Source organism: Actinoallomurus oryzae, assembly GCF_039541955.1.
Classification (GTDB): Bacteria; Actinomycetota; Actinomycetes; order Streptosporangiales; family Streptosporangiaceae; genus Actinoallomurus; species Actinoallomurus oryzae.
Map to the genome: position 1 here is coordinate 25,483 of NZ_BAABHF010000043.1, position 17,296 is coordinate 42,778.

Consider the following 17,296-nt stretch of genomic DNA (forward strand, 5'->3'; position numbering starts at 1 on the left):
GCCGGCGATCAAGGGAGAGAGCCATGACCACCGTCTTCGTCAACTACCGTACGAGCGACGAGGAGAACGTCGCCGCACTGCTCGAGCACGCGCTGTCCGAGCGGTTCGCCTCCGACGTCTTCTTCCGCGCCGCCAAATCGATCAAGCCGGGCGACGACTTCGAAGAAGCGCTGCTGAGGGGCGTGCGCCGAAGCTCCGCCCTCCTCGCCGTCATCGGTCCCCGCTGGCTCGAGGTCCGCGACGAGCACGACGTCCGCAAGATCGACAAAGCGTCCGACTGGGTGCGGCGCGAGATCGTCGAGGCCTTCGACCTCGGCATCCGCGTGGTGCCCGTGCTGATCGGCGAGGCGGAACCCCTGCGGAAGGACGCTCTCCCCGCCGGGCTCGAACGCCTCGCCACGTGCCAGTACGTCCGGCTCCGCAGCCGCGACATGGAGGCCGACCTCGACCGGCTCGCCACCACGCTCATCGAGCTGGTGCCCGAGCTCCGCGACGCGAACGTGGTCCCGCCGGCGGGGAGCACGGTGAACAACGCCTACGGCAACGCACGGGTCGGCATGCAGGCGGGCACCATTGTCGGCGACATCAACTTCGGCGACTTCCTCGCGCGGGACGAACGGGACGGCCGATGAGCCCGGCTCGGGAACGGCGACGGCCCCGGCCGTCCACGGTCAACACCGCGTCGGACAACGCGCGCATCGGCATCCAGGGCACGGTCATCGGCGACGTCCGGTACGAGATCAAGGACGGCGACCCGCCCGAGAAGAAGTTCGCGGTCGCCAAGCGCTGCCTCGCCGGCAAGATGCCGCCCCAGGCGAGACGGCTCATCGAGGAGGCCGTCCAGGAGGCGCTCGTCACCCCGGAGTCGACCGGCTCTCTGGTGAACGAGGTCGCCTACTACTGGACCATCGCGGTGCTGAGCGACCAGCCCTTCGAGGTGCTCGAGCGGGAGGAGTTCGCCGCGCTCGACCGGGCGCGGTGGCTCTGCCAGAAGGGCCCCGCCGACGAGTGGCGCGACGCGCACCGCGCGGTCACCGGGCTCATCGCGTGCCTCCAGGGGCAGGAGCAGACCGGCACCTTCGACTCGGGCGCGCTCGACGCCTTCCTGTCCGCCTTCGACCGGCTCCCGGACGACCGCCGCCGTGAGATCTACCGCCACCTGGATCCCATCCTGTCCAACGTGCTGCGGGACCGGCGGGAGGCCGACCTTCTCGACATCGCCCGCAGGCAGCGCACGGCGGACGACCGCGAGGAACGGGTGTGGAAGTTCTTCGAGCCGGACCCGGAACCACCGCGGCCGAAGCCGTTACGACGGCCCGGCTTCGGGCCGTTCGAGCAGGCGGCGGCCGTCTGCGGAGCCGCGCTGGTCGCGGGCGGGCTCGCCCTGGCGTTCACGCTCGTCGCCCTCGGCAGCGCCGACACGGCCGTGATCACCGGAGGCGTCGTCCTCGCCGGCGCCTGGATCCTGCTGCTCTGGGGGCCCGGCCAGCTGCCCGGCCGGTACTCGGCGCTGTATCCCCGGCGGCCACGGCCCGCGTCGACCGACTTCAGCGTTCACGTGGAGCGGACCGTCCGGCAGCAGTTCGACAAGCACGCGCCGACGTCGGCCGCGCAGCGATCGCGGTGGGCGGTCGCGACCATGAGGGCCCGTACGCTGCTGGCGCAGGACATCGCCGACCGGTACGCCGAGCCGGAGGTGTCGCCCGGCGCGGTCGACTGGCTGATCGCCTGGTACGCCGAGAACACCGCACGCCGGTGGACCGCCCGCGAGCCGGAGGACCCCGACCGCCTGCTGAGGCTCTCGATGCTGGTCGTGGGGCTCGCCACGTTCGTCGGCGGCTGGTACTACGCGCTGGACGAGATGACCAAGGTCCAGAAGACGGTCGCGTTCGTGGCGGTGCTGTGGCTGGTGGCCGGTGCCGTCCTCCTGGCGCGGAGCCGGGCCGACGTGTACGTCGCGCGGCGGCACAGCGCCGCCGCCGACCAGGCCGAGGCCGACCGGATCCTGGAGGAGGAGACGTTCGCCCACGAGGAGCGGGTCGAGCTCCTCGCCGACCGGCCGGACGACGACGAGATGGCCCAGTGGCTGGACTACGACAAGATCTATCTCAAGACGCTGGCCATGAACCAGTACGGGCTGACGAACCGCGACCTGATCACCCACGCCGTCCTCCCCGAGGGCACCGAGACCGCGCGCCGCTCCCGCGTCAAGGGCGGGCAGCCGCGCTTCTCCGCATACGTCGTCTGGGTGTTCCTGCTCACCGTGTCCGGCGTACGCCAGGTGAAGATGCACCTGGACTTCCCGACCGGCGTCGCGAGCGACCAGCAGCGCACGGCCTTCCGCTATGACGCGATCGCCTCGGCCCAGGTGGAGGAGGTCGGCATCCGGTTCGACGACGGCCACCGCGAGGTCGTCCTCCCACGTACCGACGAGGAGAAGGACCGGATCAGGAAGTCCGCCGTGCCCATCTACCAGGAGTTCCGGCTGGAGCTCGTCAACCGGCACACCATCGGCATCACGGTGGACACGTTCAACGCGGTGCTGCTCGAACAGTTGCTGGAGGAGCAGCAGGCGCCGCCGTCGCCCGACCTGGCCGACCTCACCGGTGCGCTGAGCCTGCTGGAGACGGTCGCCGCGGACGGCCGGAAGTGGCTCGAACAGACGAGGATCCGGCGCGGCTACAAGCCGCTCGACACCGAGCCGGACTTTCCGGCCACTGCGTAAGGAGCCCGATCATGCAGTGCCCCTGGTGCTCCAACACGAACTTCCTGCCCCGCGTCCTCTGCGCGCACTGCAACGAGGAACTCTTCCCCAAACCGGTGACCGACGAGCAGACCGCACGGCACGAGAAGCCACCGGACGACGGCGAACGCACCCGGGCCGGCGCGGCGCAGTGGAAGAGCCTCGCCGTGTCGCTGTGCACGGCCGCGGGGCTCGGCCTCGGCGGCGTGACCTCCTACCACCACTGGCCCGTGAAGCCCGCTCCGGCGCAGGCCGTCCAGAATTCCGCGCCGCTGCCCGACCCGGCCGAAGAGCTGACGGCGATGAACACCTTCCTGCAGACCGTGCAGTCGACCCGGACGGAGATGCCCGACACTCTCGGCGCGTGCGAGTACGCCGCCTCGGACGTCGAGCTGCTCGCCGAGGTCGTCCAGGAGCGAACCCAGCAGGTGAGCGAGGCGACCGCCCTGCGGGTCGACGACATCGTCGACGGAGGCGGGCTCCGGCAGGCACTGATCTCGATGACCGTCGCGACGCTGACCGCGGACAAGAGGTACCTCACCTGGGCCCGCCGCGCCGGGTCGAGCAGCGTGTGCAGTGACGCCGGCGGGAACGACGCGATCAACAAGGCCAACCAGACGGCCGCCGACGCCAAACGCGCCTTCGTCCGGGTGTGGAACGCCGACGCCTCCAGGTACGGCCAGCCGACCTACGAGTGGAACGACTTCTAGCGGAGGTTCAGGAGGGGCGGCGGCCCGCGCGGGCGATCTGACGGCTCTGGGCGACCAGACGGCCGGCCGCGTCCCAGACCTCGACGTCCTCGTCGAACCAGCCGTCGCTGACGAGGCGGCCGCTGCCGTACAGGGCGAGCGGTCCGGGCGCCGGTACCGCCCGCATGTGCCAGGTCAGCTCGACCGTGGGCGACCAGCCGTACCGTCCGGTGTTGAGCACGACCGGCGGGAGCGCGTCGACGGCGAGCGCCAGCAGGACGCCGTCGGGCTCGTACGCCTCCCGGAGCCGGAAGTAGGAGCGCATCTCCGGCCGGCCGCCCGGGCGGCCGTCGAGCCAGCCCATGGTGGCCGGGTCGTACCGCATGTCGACCCGGGCGGTGAACCCGTCCTCCTTGTCGCCGCCGAAGGTGACGCACTCCTCGATCGCCGGGAGACGGCCGGGGTCCTCGGAGAAGAGAGGCTCGGCGTCGCCGTCGAGGGTTCCGGTGGTGATCAGGGCGTCGACGACCGGGGCGTCGTCCTGGACGAGGGAGACGCGGGCGACCTCGGCCGTACGCCCGGACTTGCGCGTCTCGACCAGCACCTCGGCGGGGCCGGGCTTGGCGACCCGCAGGAAGCTCGCGGCGGTGGAGATCGGGTGCGGACGGCCGGAGGCGTCCAGGGCGGCCCGCGCGAGGACGGCCATCAGGTAGCCGCCGTTGAGCGCCTGTTCGAACCCGAAGTCGCCGTCGAGCGCGACGGCGTAACGCCCCTCGCCCGTACGCCGTACCGCCGTCGCCTCGCCGAAGCCGTTCATGGGCCCTCCTTCGTCGGGGGAGTGACCAGGCGCGCGTGTTGATTGATTCGCTCGCTCCGCTCGCTCATGCGCCCTCCTTCGTCGGAAGAGCGACCATGCGCGCGTGTTCTTTGACTCGCTCACTCCGTTCGCCCATGCCAGCCCCCACCTAAAATTAGAACGACATTCGGCATGAACCATACCGGCATGCTCCAGAGCGGTCACTCGTGCGAGGGGTCCTTCGCTCTCCGGATAGTACGAGGCGGTCCGTTCGCGTCCTGGCTTTCCGGTCGGCCGCCCCGTTGGGATCGTTGGCTTGGAGAATGTCCGGGCGGTGTGCCCGGCCCGGATCAGAACCGCGAGGCGATGCCGTCTGACGAGATGACGCCGGTTGATGGAGTGAGCCATCACCTGGCGGGGCTGGCGCGGCTCTTGGAGGCTGAGGACGACGCAGCCCTCGTCGTCCAGCAGATCCTGCGGTTGGCCGAGAACGAGGTCCCCGGCGCCGTCCACGCGGGCGCGACCATGCTGGGCCAGGACGGTGCGCCGACGCCCGTGTACACCGGCGATCTTGCGGCGCGGCTGGACGCCCTGCAGTACGACGTCGGCCAGGGCCCCTGCCTGGATGCGCTGCTCGCCGACACCGTACGCGCCGACGACCTGGCCTACGAGTCGCGGTGGCCGCGGTTCGCCCCGGTCGCGGTCGCCCGGGGCGTGCGTTCGGTCCTGGCGTTCCGCCTGTCCGTACGGATCGGCACGGTGGGCGCCCTGAGCCTGTACTCGCCGAAGCCGTACGCCTTCACCGCGGGCGCCGAGCGGGTGGGCCGCTCGGTCGCGGCGTGCGCCGCCATCGCGATGGCCACTGTCGGCGAGCGGAGCCAGCTGCGGAACGCGCTGGAGAGCCGCGATGTCATCGGGCAGGCGAAGGGCATCTTGATGGAGCGCTACCGGATCGACGCCCAGGAGGCGTTCGCGCTGCTCAGCGCCTCGTCCCAGCACACGAACGTCAAACTGCGCGACGTCGCCGAACGGCTGGCCAAGACCGGCGAGTTCACACCCCCGCCGACCGACCGCGACTGACCCACGGACGGCCCGGACAGGCGCCCTCTCTACGGCCGCTCGCCGTCGCTCGTGCCGCCGGTCTCCGCCAGGGCGGCCCGCAGCGAGTCATAGCCCAGACCGAGGTTGACCATGACGTCGTGGGCCAGCCCGTCGCCGACGGTGAGCAGGCCCAGGGCGAGATGTCCGGTGTCGACGCTTTCGGTGCCGGCGCGCAGCGCCTCGCGCAGCGCGTGGCGCAGGACGGTCAGCGACAGCCGGGTGAAGGGCGTCTCGTCGGGCAGCGGATCACCGGTGGGTATGCCGACGCGGCCGTCGACCGCCGCGCGCAGGGCGGCCGGACCGGCGCCGCAGGCGGCCAACGCCCGGGTGGCGGGGTCGTCTTCGCGGGAGATCAGGGCGAGCAGGAGGTGTTCGGTGCCGAGGTAGGTCTTGCGACGGCGGCGCGCCTCCTCGCGGGCCTCACCGACGACCGCGCGCAGCCCATCGGTGGTCCGGCTCCAGAATCCCTCCCGGTCACCCTGGCGCGCGTCGCCGGCCGGGATGAACCTCTTCTGCACGGCCTGCCGGCTCACGCCGAGCCGGGTGCCGATGTCGGCCCAGGAGACGCCCTCCCGACGGGCCTCGTCGACGTAGTACCCGATGAGGTTCTCACCGAGCTCGCTGACTCGCGCCGCGACGTCGACGGCGCGGGTGAGCCGATCGAGAACGGGCGCCGCCTCCAACCCGGTGCGGACCTGATCGATCAGCGTGTCCAGGGTCACCACGGAATCACTCATGAGGCAACCATAGATTGCTTCATGAGTGGGTGCAACCACAGGTTGCCTATCCGTTGGAAGGCAACCCGTGGGCACCTACGCCCAGAGCTGGCCTTCCAGGCGTTTCTCCGCCTCGTCCAGCGTGCCGTCGTACGCACCCGTGGACAGGTACTTCCAGCCGGCGTCGGCGACCACGAAGGCGATGTCCGCGCGCTCTCCCGCCTTGACCGCCTTGGCCGCCATGCCCAGCGCCGCGTGGAGCGCGCAGCCCGTCGAGATGCCCGCGAAGATGCCCTCCGCCGCCAGCAGCTCGCGCGTGCGCCGCAGGGCGTCCTCCGACGTCACGGAGTAGCGCGTGGTCAGCACCGACTCGTCGTACAGCTCCGGCACGAACCCCTCGTCGATGTTGCGCAGGCCGTACACCAGCTCGCCGTAGCGCGGCTCGGCCGCGACGATCGCGACGCCGGGCACCCGCTCGCGCAGGAACCGGCCCACGCCCATCAGCGTGCCCGTCGTGCCGAGACCGGCGACGAAGTGAGTGATCGTCGGGAGGTCCTCCAGCAGCTCGGGCCCGGTGGACTCGTAGTGGGACCGCGCGTTCGCCTCGTTGCCGTACTGGTAGAGCATCACCCAGTCGGGGTGCTCGGCGGCGAGCCCCTTGGCGACGCGTACGGCCTCGTTGGAACCGCCCGCCGCCGGTGAGGGGATGATCTCGGCGCCCCACATCTTCAGCAGCTGGGTGCGCTCGGCGGAGGTGTTCTCCGGCATGACGCACACCATGCGGTAGCCGCGTAGGCGGGCGACCATGGCCAGGGAGATGCCGGTGTTGCCGGACGTGGGCTCCAGGATCGTGCAGCCGGGCGTCAGCAGGCCTTCCTTCTCGGCCTTACTGATCATCCAGTGCGCCGGCCGGTCCTTGATGGAGCCGGTGGGGTTCCGGTCCTCCAGCTTGGCCCACAGGCGTACGTCGGGCGACGGCGACAGACTCGGCAGGCCGACCAGAGGCGTGTGGCCCAGCGAGTCGAGCAGCGAGTCGTAGCGCACGTCAGCCGCCCGCGACGGCGGGCAGCACGGTGACGGTGTCACCGTCGGACACCTTGGTCTCCAGCCCGCCCAGGAAGCGCACGTCCTCGTCGTTCAGGTAGACGTTGACGAACCGGCGCAGGCCCTTGTCGTCGACCAGCCGGTCGCGCAGGCCCGGGTGCCGCCCTTCCAGGTCGGTGAACAGCTCGTCGAGCGTGGACCCACCACCCTCGACGGCCTTCGCGCCGTCGGTGTAGTTGCGAAGAATCGTCGGGATGCGAACCTCGATCGCCATGGCGATGTGCTCCTTCGTCGTACGGTCCCCGGCAACGCACGCCAACACATGGCATCGCCCGGGGATTCCAGGCCTCGGGGGAAATGCCTCAGTGACAGTCGTAGACGATCTCGGCCCGGCTGTGGCCGAACAGGAAGTTCTGCACGGGTGCGACGACACGCCCGCGTCCGCGGCGCTTCACCATCGTCGTCGTCATCACGTTGGTCAGTTTACCGAGTCGGATTCGCCGGCCTCCACGACGGAGACCTCCTCCTCGGTGACCTCGCCGTCGATGATCCGGTACGAGCGGAACTCGGTCTCGTCGGCCTCGCGCGTGGAGACCAGCACGTAGTGGGCGTTCGGCTCGGAGGCGTAGGAGATGTCGGTGCGGGAGGGGTACGCCTCCGTGGCGGTGTGGGAGTGGTAGATCACGACCGGTTCCTCGTCGCGGTCGTCCATCTCCTTCCACACCTGGAACTGCTCCATCGAGTCGAACCGGTAGAAGGTCGGCGAGCGCTCGGCGTTCGCCATCCGGACGAAGCGCGTGGGCCGGTCGGAGCCGATCGGGCCGGCCACGACGCCGCACGCCTCGTCGGGGTGGTCGGCACGCGCGTGCGCGATGATCTGGTCAACGATGGCGCGCTCGATCGTCAGCATGGGCACAGCGTAGCGACGGCCCCTCGGCGGCCGGATCACCAGAGGGCGCGTACGAGGCTCTCCTGGAGGTAGGTCAGCCAGTCGTACGCGGCGTACCCGGCATTGCGCGGATCGTCCCAGTCGAACGTCCGCATCTGGTCAAGCGTCTCCTCGGTGATGTCGAGGCGTACGCCGAGCGCCAGGCGAAGATCGTTGAGGGCCCGCAGCCACGCCTGCGCCTCGTCGGGGTCGAGGACGACCTCGCCGCCCTCGCCGAGCGTCGCGAGCACCGTCTTGGCCGCGGCGCGCTTGCCCTCGCGCAGCCCGGCCTCGGTGTAGCGCCGGAACTCGGCGGAGGCGTTCTGGTCCTCGCGGTAGGCGTCCGGGAAGAGCCGGGCCAGCACCGGATCGTCGGAGACGGCGGTGTTCTCCGACAACTGCAGGTCGGGCATGCCGACGTCGGCCCCGGACCCGGACTCCGGCTCGTCGCCCTCGCCGAGAAGGTCGAGCAGCTGGCCCATGAGCAGGCGCACGACGGCGGCCTCCTCCGATCCGATGCGCAGGCGCACACGTCCGCCGCGGGCGCTGGTGAAGCCGCCGTTCATCAGATGTCCTGCTTGACGGTCGCCCACAGCCCGTAGGAGTGCAGGATCTCGCAGTCGCGCTCCATCTCCTCGCGGGTGCCGCTCGAGACGACCGCGCGTCCCTTGTGGTGCACGTCGAGCATGAGCTTCTCGGCCTTCCGCTTGGAGTAGCCGAACACGGCCTGGAACACGTAGGTCACGTAGGACATGAGGTTGATGGGATCGTTCCACACGATCGCCACCCACGGACGGTCCGGTCGCACGTCATCGGCGGCGTCCGGTCGATCGAGCTCGACGGGAGCCGTGGTCACTTTGGTGCCTCCTTAACGGGAGCTCCCCTCAATCATCGTGCACACCTTCACCGTAATCTGCCATTCGTGGATCTTTCGACGACGGCTCTGCTGACCGACCGCTACGAACTCACCATGCTGCGCGGTGCGCTCGCCGGCGGCACCGCGGCACGCCGGGCGGTGTTCGAAGTTTTCGCGCGCCACCTGCCGGCCGGCCGGCGCTACGGCGTCGTGGCCGGGATCGGCCGCTTCCTGGACGCCCTGGAGGCCTTCCGGTTCGACGGGCCCGCGCTGGACTTCCTCACCTCCCAGGGCATCGTGGACGAGCCGACGGCCGCGTGGCTGTCCTCCTACCGGTTCTCCGGGAACATCTGGGGTTACTCCGAGGGCGACCTGTACTTCCCCGGGTCGCCGATCCTCGTCGTCGAGGCGGACTTCGCCGAGGCGGTCATCCTCGAGACGCTCGCGCTGTCGATCCTCAACCACGACGCCGCGATCGCCTCGGCCGCCTCCCGCATGGTGCACGCCGCGGGCGGCCGGCCCATCATCGAGATGGGCTCCCGCCGTACGCACGAGATGGCCGGCGTCGCCTCGGCGCGTGCCGCCTACCTCGCCGGGTTCACCTCGACCTCGAACCTGGAGGCCGGCCGGTCCTACGGCGTGCCGACGGCCGGCACCAGCGCCCACGCGTTCACCCTCCTGCACGACAACGAACGGCACGCCTTCCGCGCCCAGCTCGACGCGCTCGGCCGCGACACCACCCTGCTGGTCGACACGTACGACGTGGCCCGAGCGGTCGCCGTGGCGGTCGACCTGGCCGGGCCGGAGCTGGGCGCCGTACGGCTCGACAGCGGCGACCTGGCCGAGACCGCGCACGAGGTGCGCGCCCAGCTCGACTCCCTGGGCGCCTCGAAGACCCGGATCATCGTGACCGGCGACCTGGACGAGTACGCGATCGCGGGCCTGTCCGCCGCGCCCGTCGACGGGTACGGGGTCGGGACGTCGCTGGTGACGGGCTCGGGCGCGCCGACGGCGGCCCTGGTGTACAAGCTGGTGGCACGGGCGGAGTCCGACGAGGGCCCGCTGCGTCCGGTGGCCAAGCGCTCGGTCGGCAAGCCGAGCCGGGGCGGCCGCAAGTGGGCGGTCCGCCACATCGGCGACGACGGGAAGGCCATCGCGGAGATGGTCGCGACCGCCGAACCCGCGCCGGGCCCGTACGACCGGCCGCTGCTGACCGAGCTCGTACGGGACGGGGAGATCGTCGGCCGCGAGCCCCTGGCCGAAGCCCGCGCCCGCCACGAACGCGCCCTGTCCGAACTCCCACCCCGCGCCTTCCAGCTCTCCCGCGGCGACCCGGCCATCCCCACGGAGTTCCGCGATGCCTGACGGACGCCGCAGCGGATCTGGAACCCGGCCGCGGCGAGGTCGCGCGGGTCGCGCAAAGCTCGGCGGACGTTCGCTGATGTTCCGGCCCGCTGCCGGGGTAGCTTTCCCCGTGGGGGATCACTCTGGGGAGGGCAGTCATGAGTCGAGCGTTGATCATCGTTGATGTGCAGAACGACTTCTGCGAGGGGGGTTCGCTGGCCGTCGCGGGCGGCGCGGACGTGGCCGCGGCGATCTCCTCGTTCGTCTCCGCGCACCGCGGCGAGTACGACCACGTCGTCGCGACCCGGGACTTCCATCTCGATCCCGGCGATCACTTCGACGAGCACCCGGACTACGCCGACTCCTGGCCGCCGCACTGCGTGATCGGCACGCCCGGGGCCGACTTTCACCCGAACCTTGACCTGGCGCCGATCGAGGCCGTGTTCAGCAAGGGGGAGCACGAGGCGGCCTACAGCGGCTTCGAGGGCGTCGCCGACGACGGCACGCCGCTCGCCGAGTGGCTGCGCAAGCATGAGGTCGACAGCGTCGACGTCGTCGGGATCGCCACCGACCACTGCGTACGGGCGACCGCGCTGGACGCCCGGGGCGCGGGGCTGTCCACCCGTGTGCTGCTCAGAATGACCGCCGGTGTGGCCCTGCCGACCACCGAGCGCGCGCTGCAGGAGATGAGCGACGCCGGGGTCCGGCTCACCGGAGAGCCGGTCATCGCACGCTGATCACTTGCCGCCCGATACGTTGCGATCCATGTCTAATCCGATTTTGCTGCTGATGGGCGTTTCCGGCAGCGGAAAGACCACGATCGGCGCGCTGCTGGCCGGCCGCCTCGGCTGGACCTACGCCGAGGCCGACGACTTTCACCCGCGGGCGAACGTCGAGAAGATGCACGCCGGGATTCCGCTGAACGACGACGACCGCCGGCCCTGGTTGCAGGCCACCGCGAAGTGGATGAGGGAGCAGACCGCGCCCGCCGTCGTGACCTCCTCCGCCCTCAAGCGCAAGTACCGCGACGTGCTGCGGGAGGGCCGGCCGGACCTGCGCCTGATCTATCTCGAAGGCAGCAAGAACCTGATCGGAGAACGCCTGGCCGCCCGGCACGGGCACTTCTTCCCCAAGGAGCTGCTGGACAGCCAGTTCGCCGACCTCGAAGCCCCGGGCCCCGATGAGGACCCGGTCGTCGTGTCCATCGACGGCCCGCCGGACCAGGTCGTCCAGCGGATCATCGACCGCACGGGGCTGGTTCCGCGCGCCTGACCTCGGTGGTGCCGTACGTCACGGCCTCACAGGCCGTACTCCTCCAGCAGGCGGAGCCAGATCTCGCTCACCGTCGGGAACGCTGGAACGGCGTGCCACAGCCGGTCGAGGGGGACCTCCCCGACGACCGCGATCGTCGCGCTGTGCAGGAGGTCGACCACTCCCGGACCGGCGAACGTGACCCCGACGAGCACCCGCCGGTCCTCGTCGACGACCATCTTCGCCCGGCCGGTGTAGTGCTCGCCCCGCAGGTACGCGCCCGTGACCTCGCCCATGTCGTACTCGACGGCCCGTACGTTGAAGCCGTCGGCGCGTGCCTGCGACTCCGTCCGCCCGACCGCGCAGATCTGCGGGTCGGTGAAGATCACCTGCGGCGCGCCCTGGTCGTCCGCGGTGTCGCGGAGGTCCGGCCGGTCGTCGGGGGTGCCGGTGGCGCGGGCGACGATCACGTCGCCGCACACCCGTGCCTGGTACTTGCCCATGTGGGTGAGCAGGTTGCGCCCGTTGACGTCACCGACGGCGTACAGCCACGGCACCCCGGTCGCCCGCATGTCGGCGTCCACCTCGATCGGACGGTCCGCCGGCAGGCCGACCGTGTCCAGGCCGAGCTCGCGTACGGCCGGCCGCCGCCCGGTGGCGACGAGGATCTCGTCGGCCTCGACCGTCGCGCCGTCGTCGGTGCGGACGGTCACCGGGCCGTCCGGCACCGGCCGCCGGACCTCGGTGGTCGAACGGCCGAAGCGCACGTCGATCCCCGACTCCTGGAGCGAGGCCGCCAGCAGTCCGCCGGCGAACGGTTCGGTACGGGTCAGCAGCCGGTCACCGCGTACGAGCACGGTCGTCTCGTGAGCGCCGAGCGAGTGCAGGGCCTGGGACATCTCGCAGCCGACCGGCCCGCCTCCGATCACCACCAGCCGCTTCGGCACCTGCTGGACGCTGGTCGCCTCGCGGTTCGTCCACGGACGCGCCTCCAGCAGGCCGGGCACGCCCGGGACCAGCGGATCGCTGCCGGTCGCGATCACCACGGCGTGCCGCGCCCGCAGTGAACGGATGCCGTCCGGCGCGGTCACCTCGACGTGCAGCGGCCCGGCCAGCCGCCCCCGGCCCCGGACGAACGTCGCCGGCAGCCCCTCGATCCAGCTCACCTGGCCGCGATCGTCGAGGTGCGACACGGTCTTGTCGCGACGTGCCAGCACCGCGGGGGCGTCGATCGGCCCGCGCAGCTCCAGCCCCGGCATCCGGCCCACGTCGGCCGCCAGCTCCACGGGCCGCAGCAGGGCCTTGCTCGGAACGCAGGCGTAGTACGCGCACTCACCGCCCGCCAGGCGTTCTTCGACGACCGCCGCCGTCAGCCCGCCCCGCACGACACGTCCGGCGACGTTCTCCCCCACCGGCCCCGCACCGATCACCACCACGTCGAAGACGTCCTCGCCCGCCATCGCATCCCCCGGAGTCGTCCCAGGTCACCTTCTGTGACCGGGCACACACTTCAGTGTTTCCCGCCTGGCCGGGCGGGATGCGGCCGACTCCCGCCCGTCGATCCCCGCGTCGCTCCGCGAGGTGAGCGCCCGCGCCCACCTATCGGACGTGGTGCGCCATGATGACGAGGTCCATGAGAGCGCCGTCGGCCTCGGTGACCGCCCCGGTCAGCGTCTCGGTGACGGTGAAGCCCTCGGCCTCGTACAGCGCGCGGGCGCGGTGGTTGTGCGCCTTCACGTCCAGCCAGACGCTTCGCGCGCGGTGATGCCCGTAGGCGCGTGCGAGAACGCTCGTCAGCAGCGAGCGGCCCAGGCCCGTACGCCGATGTGCCGGGGAGATCACCATCCTGCGCAGTTCGACCCGCCAGGCCCCGCCGTCTTCCAGACAGGTCCCAGAGCCTGTCCTCAAAGCCCCGCTGTTCTACTGCGCGGCGCGGACTTTGAGACGGACCCTAGTCCTTTGTGCGCGGGGTCGGTCGGGCGGCCCATTCGCGGATCTTGGCGATGCGCTTGCGGACGTCCTCGGTGCTCGCCTGGGCCGACGGGGGGCCGCCGCAGGTGCGGCGGAGCTCGGCGTGGATCACGCCGTGGGGCTGGCCGGTGCGGTGGTGCCAGGCGCCGACCAGGTTGTTCAGCTCCTTGCGCAGCGCGTGGAGGTCCTCGGCGGCCGTACGGTCGTCCTGTTTCGCCGCCTTCCCGCCCTTCTTTCGCTGGGCGGCCAGTTGCTCGGCCTGCCGCTGCTTCAGCAGGCTCGCGACCTGGTCGGGCTCCAGCAGGCCCGGGATGCCCAGGAAGTCTTCTTCTTCGGCCGAGCCCGGCGCACCCCCCATGCCGAACTCGCCGCCGTCGAAGACGACCCGGTCGAAGTGGGCCGACGCCTCGACGGTCTCGAAGGGGAGCTCTTCGCCGACGTCGGGGTTGTCGCGCCTGCGGTTGGCCTCGGCGAGCAGGTCGTCGTCCAGGCCGTCCTCACGCTTGGGGCGGTCGAGGACGTGGTCGCGCTCGGTCTCCATCTCTGCGGCGTGGCCCATGAGGGTCGGCACCGACGGCAGGAACACCGACGCGGTCTCACCGCGCCGCCGCGCACGGACGAAGCGGCCGACCGCCTGGGCGAAGAACAGCGGGGTCGAGGTCGAGGTGGCGTAGACGCCGACGGCGAGCCGCGGGATGTCGACGCCCTCGGAGACCATGCGCACGGCGACCATCCAGCGGTCCTCGGACTCGCTGAACTGCTTGATCTTCCGGCTCGCCGACGGGTCGTCGGACAGGACGACGGTCGCCCCGGCGCCGGTCACGTTGCGGATCATCTTGGCGTACGCCCGCGCGGCCTCGTGGTCGCTGGCGATGACCAGGCCGCCCGCGTCGGGCACGCCGCGGCGCACCTCGGTCAGCCGGCGGTCGGCGGCGGCGATCACCTGCTGGATCCACTCGCCCTTGGGGTCGAGCGCGGCGCGCCATGCCTGGGACATCTGGTCCTGCGTGAGCGGCTCGCCGAGCGTCGCGGTGATCTCGTCGCCGGCGCGGGTGCGCCAGCGCATCTCCCCCGCGTACGCCAGGAAGATCACCGGCCGGACCACCCCGTCGGCCAGCGCCGGGCCGTAGCCGTAGGTGTAGTCGGCGCGGCTGCGGCGGACGCCGGCGACCTCCTCGTACGTGACGAAGGGGATCGGGTTGATGTCGGTGCGGAACGGCGTGCCGCTGAGCGCCAGCCGCCGCGTGGCCGGGTCGAACGACTCGCGGATCGCGTCGCCCCAGGACTTGCCGTCGCCCGCGTGGTGGACCTCGTCCATGATCACGAGGGTGCGGCGGTCCTCCGTGCGGTTGCGGTGCAGCGCCGGGTGGGCGGCGACCTGGGCATAGGTGACGGCGACGCCGACGAAGTCCTTGGCCGTACGGCCGTGCGCGTTCTTGAACTCCGGGTCGATCTTGATGCCGACGCGCCCGGCGGACTCGGCCCACTGGCGCTTCAGGTGCTCGGTCGGGCAGACGACGGTGATCCGGTCGACCACCCGGCGCCCCATGAGCTCGGCCGCCAGCCGCAGCGCGAAGGTCGTCTTGCCCGCGCCGGGCGTCGCGACGGCGAGGTAGTCACGGGGCTCGGTCCGGAAGTATTCCTCCAGCGCGGCCTGCTGCCAGGCACGAAGCGCCGGGGCGGTGCCCCAGGGCGCCCGCCCGGGCAGCGCGGGAGGGGTGTCGGATGCGGCGAACGTGCTCACGGTGAAGAGAGGCTACCCGTAAGCACCGACAGGACATGCCGAGCGTGATGTGATCCATGGCAACCCCGGCGGCTCGTGTTAGGGGTTCCCCAGGGTTTTCCGCGGCCCGGCGGCGGCCCGAAACCCAGCCCCTACCGCTGCCGGCGGACCTGGCCGAGCGAGAGGCGGGCGCCGCTCCCGCCCGCGCGGTAGGCCGCCCACATCGCGCGGATGCGCAGGCCCTGGCCCGGCGTGAACGAGGTCATGCACGGGTCCCAGGCGTAGTCCATGAAGTTGTGCACCAGATCCGTGCCCGGCTGCGGACAGGAGTCCTTCGCCGAGGGGCAGTTGGTGGTCGGCGTGCTCTCGTACGGGGTGTCGTCCACGCCGTCGCCGGGCGGGACGCAGCCGTTCTCGAACGGGTGGAACAGGCCGAGCCAGTGCCCGGTCTCGTGCACCGCCGTGTAGCCCCGGTTGAAGTGGGCGAACGATCCGCCGGGGACGCTGCGGTAGTCGACGACCACGGCGTCCAGCGTGGGGTGCAGGCGGTACGCCTGCGGGAACGCGGAGAAGCCGAGCACCTGCGAGCCGACCGCGGCGGTGAAGAGGTTCAGCGTGCCGGGGCCGCCTCTGACGAGGGCGCCGAGCATCGGGCCCTGGAGCTCGTGCGGGCGCTCGAACCAGTCGGTGTTGCGGACGACGTCGGCGCTGACGAGCCGGAACGACACCCCCGTGTCGGCGCCGCCCGTGGTGCCGCCGTAGGCGGCGTTGAGGCTGCGGATCTGCTGGTCGATGGTCGCCGTGGTCAGCCGGCCGCTCCGCCCGTCGGTGATGACGTGGAAGCGGACCGGGACGACGATGCGGCCCGCGAGCCGCCGGCTCGACTCCAGTTGCCGCTCGTCGGCGACTCCGTAGCGGCGGCGCAGGGTCTGGGTGAAGTCACGCAGCATCGCTTTGACCTGCGCCGGCGACAGGCCGTCGGAGTCACGCGGACGGCCGGTGCGGACCGCGGCGGCGGAGGCGCGCCGCAGGCAGGCCACTCCGCGAGGGGCCGGCGCGCAGGTGCTCGCCGGCACCGTGGCGCACGACGCGAGAACGACTCCGAACAGGCCCCACAGGACTCTCCGTCTCATGGATTCCCCCCGGGACGGAGAGGTTAGACCTCAGCGCCGCGCGGAGCGCCCGACGCGCGGGTCCGTCAAGCCGATTTGACGCTCACTCGTCGTCGCCGCCGGACATCGACTCGTAGATCTCCTTGCATTCCGGGCAGACCGGGTACTTCTTCGGGTCGCGGTTCGGCACCCACACCTTGCCGCAGAGCGCGATCACGGGCGTGCCGCTGACGGCACTCTCCATGATCTTGTCCTTCTGCACATAGTGCGCGAAACGCTCGTGACCGCCGTCGCCGTGGGAGAGGTCCGGCCGGGTGTCGCTCTCAGGAAGGATCTTCGTACTCACGGGCTCAGTTTAGTGACGGATCCTCGGGAAACGTTGCGACGAACGCCAGATCGCCGCCCTGACGCCGCAGGACGTCCTGCCACAGGCGCCCCGGGTCGTCGCGGAAGGCATCATCGGACTCGGCCGGCACGACGTACCAGGCGCCGTCTTCGACCTCTGACCGGAGCTGGCCAACCCCCCATCCGGCATACCCGGCGAAAACTCGCAGCTTCGCGACCTCGGTGGCGAGCAGCTCCGGCGGCGCGTCGAGATCGACGAGGCCGATGCGGGCCACCGCGGGGCTGCCGTTCAGCGCCCGCCAGCCCAGCGGCTCGTCGGTGCCGGGCACGTGTGCGAGCGCCAGCGCGCTGTCGAGCGCGACAGGACCGCCCTGGAACACCACGGACGGGCCCGTCACCAACTCCGACCAGGGCGGGAGCACCTGTTCGACGGGCACCTCGGTGGGCCTGTTGAGCACGACTCCCAGCGTGCCGCCCTCCTCCTCGTGCTCCACGAGAAGGACCACGCTGCGCCGGAAGTTCGGGTCGGCCAGCCGTGGGGTAGCGACGAGCAGCCGGCCCGCGATTATCCCGTCGTCCATGACTCAATCATCCTGTGCCGGGGCCCGCATGCGAACAGTGCACGGCCGAGTACGTCGGTTACGCGCCCTCGGCCCTTGGGTAATCGGCAGAATACG

Annotated in this window: 20 protein-coding genes; 7 read left to right on the top strand and 13 right to left on the bottom strand. The window is 71.2% G+C overall.

Features of this window, described 5'->3' with window-relative positions:
* Nucleotides 1–23: 23 nt before the first annotated feature.
* Genes ABEA10_RS34025 through ABEA10_RS34035 form a run of 3 tightly spaced genes read left to right on the top strand, consistent with a single transcriptional unit; the run spans nucleotide 24 to nucleotide 3,453 of the window.
* On the top strand, nucleotides 24–632 hold the full coding sequence (locus ABEA10_RS34025; protein WP_345470999.1) for a toll/interleukin-1 receptor domain-containing protein: 609 nt from the start codon (nucleotides 24–26) through the stop codon (nucleotides 630–632).
* Nucleotides 629–2,725, top strand: a complete 2,097-nt coding sequence (locus ABEA10_RS34030; RefSeq protein ID WP_345471001.1) for a hypothetical protein — start codon at nucleotides 629–631, stop codon at nucleotides 2,723–2,725. Before ABEA10_RS34025 ends, ABEA10_RS34030 begins: the two co-directional genes overlap by 4 nt.
* 11 nt (nucleotides 2,726–2,736) lie before the next feature.
* Nucleotides 2,737–3,453: a hypothetical protein gene (locus ABEA10_RS34035; protein ID WP_345471003.1), complete on the top strand. Its 717-nt coding sequence runs from the start codon at nucleotides 2,737–2,739 to the stop codon at nucleotides 3,451–3,453.
* A gap of 7 nt (nucleotides 3,454–3,460) precedes the next feature.
* Here the strand turns inward: ABEA10_RS34035 and ABEA10_RS34040 are convergent, their stop codons facing one another.
* Nucleotides 3,461–4,249 (bottom strand): thioesterase family protein, encoded by a 789-nt coding sequence (locus tag ABEA10_RS34040; RefSeq protein ID WP_345471005.1) that lies wholly within the window; start codon nucleotides 4,247–4,249, stop codon nucleotides 3,461–3,463.
* A gap of 360 nt (nucleotides 4,250–4,609) precedes the next feature.
* Here ABEA10_RS34040 and ABEA10_RS34045 point away from each other — a divergent pair, with 360 nt between their 5' ends.
* Nucleotides 4,610–5,308, top strand: coding sequence for a GAF and ANTAR domain-containing protein (locus ABEA10_RS34045; protein WP_345471006.1), 699 nt, complete (start codon nucleotides 4,610–4,612; stop codon nucleotides 5,306–5,308).
* Nucleotides 5,309–5,337: 29 nt separating this feature from the next.
* Here the strand turns inward: ABEA10_RS34045 and ABEA10_RS34050 are convergent, their stop codons facing one another.
* From ABEA10_RS34050 to clpS, 6 genes are all read right to left on the bottom strand, one after another.
* Nucleotides 5,338–6,066 carry a Clp protease N-terminal domain-containing protein gene (locus ABEA10_RS34050; protein WP_345471008.1) on the bottom strand — a complete coding sequence of 243 codons (729 nt, stop codon included), beginning with the start codon at nucleotides 6,064–6,066 and terminating at the stop codon, nucleotides 5,338–5,340.
* Nucleotides 6,067–6,141: 75 nt separating this feature from the next.
* Nucleotides 6,142–7,089, bottom strand: coding sequence for a PLP-dependent cysteine synthase family protein (locus ABEA10_RS34055; protein ID WP_345471303.1), 948 nt, complete (start codon nucleotides 7,087–7,089; stop codon nucleotides 6,142–6,144).
* A 1-nt stretch (nucleotide 7,090) separates the two neighbouring features.
* Nucleotides 7,091–7,363, bottom strand: a complete 273-nt coding sequence (locus ABEA10_RS34060) for a MoaD/ThiS family protein (RefSeq protein WP_329253107.1) — start codon at nucleotides 7,361–7,363, stop codon at nucleotides 7,091–7,093.
* Nucleotides 7,364–7,567: 204 nt separating this feature from the next.
* The gene (locus tag ABEA10_RS34065) at nucleotides 7,568–7,999 is read right to left on the bottom strand and encodes a M67 family metallopeptidase (protein ID WP_329253104.1); all 432 of its coding nucleotides are present in this window, start codon (nucleotides 7,997–7,999) and stop codon (nucleotides 7,568–7,570) included.
* Between the two features lie 35 nt (nucleotides 8,000–8,034).
* The gene (locus tag ABEA10_RS34070) at nucleotides 8,035–8,583 is read right to left on the bottom strand and encodes a DUF2017 domain-containing protein (protein ID WP_345471013.1); all 549 of its coding nucleotides are present in this window, start codon (nucleotides 8,581–8,583) and stop codon (nucleotides 8,035–8,037) included.
* Complete coding sequence (clpS, locus tag ABEA10_RS34075) at nucleotides 8,583–8,873, bottom strand: ATP-dependent Clp protease adapter ClpS (RefSeq protein WP_345471014.1); 291 nt, start codon at nucleotides 8,871–8,873, stop codon at nucleotides 8,583–8,585. The genes ABEA10_RS34070 and clpS overlap by 1 nt, the downstream gene beginning before the upstream one ends.
* 57 nt (nucleotides 8,874–8,930) lie before the next feature.
* Here clpS and ABEA10_RS34080 point away from each other — a divergent pair, with 57 nt between their 5' ends.
* The 3 genes from ABEA10_RS34080 to ABEA10_RS34090 all read left to right on the top strand — a co-directional run bounded on the left by ABEA10_RS34080 (nucleotide 8,931) and on the right by ABEA10_RS34090 (nucleotide 11,489).
* Complete coding sequence (locus ABEA10_RS34080) at nucleotides 8,931–10,238, top strand: nicotinate phosphoribosyltransferase (RefSeq protein WP_425551001.1); 1,308 nt, start codon at nucleotides 8,931–8,933, stop codon at nucleotides 10,236–10,238.
* 137 nt (nucleotides 10,239–10,375) lie between these two features.
* Nucleotides 10,376–10,954 carry an isochorismatase family protein gene (locus ABEA10_RS34085; RefSeq protein ID WP_329253072.1) on the top strand — a complete coding sequence of 193 codons (579 nt, stop codon included), beginning with the start codon at nucleotides 10,376–10,378 and terminating at the stop codon, nucleotides 10,952–10,954.
* Between the two features lie 28 nt (nucleotides 10,955–10,982).
* On the top strand, nucleotides 10,983–11,489 hold the full coding sequence (locus tag ABEA10_RS34090) for a gluconokinase (protein WP_345471017.1): 507 nt from the start codon (nucleotides 10,983–10,985) through the stop codon (nucleotides 11,487–11,489).
* Nucleotides 11,490–11,515: 26 nt separating this feature from the next.
* Here ABEA10_RS34090 and ABEA10_RS34095 read toward each other — a convergent pair whose 3' ends face one another.
* From ABEA10_RS34095 to ABEA10_RS34120, 6 genes are all read right to left on the bottom strand, one after another.
* Nucleotides 11,516–12,928, bottom strand: a complete 1,413-nt coding sequence (locus ABEA10_RS34095) for a dihydrolipoyl dehydrogenase family protein (RefSeq protein WP_345471018.1) — start codon at nucleotides 12,926–12,928, stop codon at nucleotides 11,516–11,518.
* A 139-nt stretch (nucleotides 12,929–13,067) separates the two neighbouring features.
* Complete coding sequence (locus tag ABEA10_RS34100) at nucleotides 13,068–13,376, bottom strand: GNAT family N-acetyltransferase (RefSeq protein ID WP_345471020.1); 309 nt, start codon at nucleotides 13,374–13,376, stop codon at nucleotides 13,068–13,070.
* Between the two features lie 43 nt (nucleotides 13,377–13,419).
* Nucleotides 13,420–15,183: a DEAD/DEAH box helicase gene (locus ABEA10_RS34105; RefSeq protein ID WP_345471022.1), complete on the bottom strand. Its 1,764-nt coding sequence runs from the start codon at nucleotides 15,181–15,183 to the stop codon at nucleotides 13,420–13,422.
* 131 nt (nucleotides 15,184–15,314) lie between these two features.
* Entirely contained in the window at nucleotides 15,315–16,295 is a 981-nt protein-coding gene (locus ABEA10_RS34110) for a zinc metalloprotease (RefSeq protein WP_345471024.1), read from the bottom strand.
* Nucleotides 16,296–16,377: 82 nt separating this feature from the next.
* The gene (locus ABEA10_RS34115; protein WP_329253054.1) at nucleotides 16,378–16,620 is read right to left on the bottom strand and encodes a DUF3039 domain-containing protein; all 243 of its coding nucleotides are present in this window, start codon (nucleotides 16,618–16,620) and stop codon (nucleotides 16,378–16,380) included.
* Nucleotides 16,621–16,624: 4 nt separating this feature from the next.
* On the bottom strand, nucleotides 16,625–17,200 hold the full coding sequence (locus tag ABEA10_RS34120) for a YqgE/AlgH family protein (protein WP_345471029.1): 576 nt from the start codon (nucleotides 17,198–17,200) through the stop codon (nucleotides 16,625–16,627).
* Nucleotides 17,201–17,296 lie beyond the last annotated feature (96 nt).

Excerpts from the sequence above, each read along its gene's own strand:
- ABEA10_RS34025 (WP_345470999.1), top strand. The coding sequence starts at position 24 with ATGACCACCGTCTTCGTCAACTACCGTACGAGCGACGAGGAGAACGTC.
- ABEA10_RS34030 (WP_345471001.1), top strand. The coding sequence starts at position 629 with ATGAGCCCGGCTCGGGAACGGCGACGGCCCCGGCCGTCCACGGTCAAC.
- ABEA10_RS34035 (WP_345471003.1), top strand. The coding sequence starts at position 2,737 with ATGCAGTGCCCCTGGTGCTCCAACACGAACTTCCTGCCCCGCGTCCTC.
- ABEA10_RS34040 (WP_345471005.1), bottom strand. The coding sequence starts at position 4,249 with ATGAACGGCTTCGGCGAGGCGACGGCGGTACGGCGTACGGGCGAGGGG.
- ABEA10_RS34045 (WP_345471006.1), top strand. The coding sequence starts at position 4,610 with ATGACGCCGGTTGATGGAGTGAGCCATCACCTGGCGGGGCTGGCGCGG.
- ABEA10_RS34050 (WP_345471008.1), bottom strand. The coding sequence starts at position 6,066 with ATGAGTGATTCCGTGGTGACCCTGGACACGCTGATCGATCAGGTCCGC.
- ABEA10_RS34060 (WP_329253107.1), bottom strand. The coding sequence starts at position 7,363 with ATGGCGATCGAGGTTCGCATCCCGACGATTCTTCGCAACTACACCGAC.
- ABEA10_RS34065 (WP_329253104.1), bottom strand. The coding sequence starts at position 7,999 with ATGCTGACGATCGAGCGCGCCATCGTTGACCAGATCATCGCGCACGCG.
- ABEA10_RS34070 (WP_345471013.1), bottom strand. The coding sequence starts at position 8,583 with ATGAACGGCGGCTTCACCAGCGCCCGCGGCGGACGTGTGCGCCTGCGC.
- ABEA10_RS34085 (WP_329253072.1), top strand. The coding sequence starts at position 10,376 with ATGAGTCGAGCGTTGATCATCGTTGATGTGCAGAACGACTTCTGCGAG.
- ABEA10_RS34090 (WP_345471017.1), top strand. The coding sequence starts at position 10,983 with ATGTCTAATCCGATTTTGCTGCTGATGGGCGTTTCCGGCAGCGGAAAG.
- ABEA10_RS34095 (WP_345471018.1), bottom strand. The coding sequence starts at position 12,928 with ATGGCGGGCGAGGACGTCTTCGACGTGGTGGTGATCGGTGCGGGGCCG.
- ABEA10_RS34110 (WP_345471024.1), bottom strand. The coding sequence starts at position 16,295 with ATGAGACGGAGAGTCCTGTGGGGCCTGTTCGGAGTCGTTCTCGCGTCG.
- ABEA10_RS34120 (WP_345471029.1), bottom strand. The coding sequence starts at position 17,200 with ATGGACGACGGGATAATCGCGGGCCGGCTGCTCGTCGCTACCCCACGG.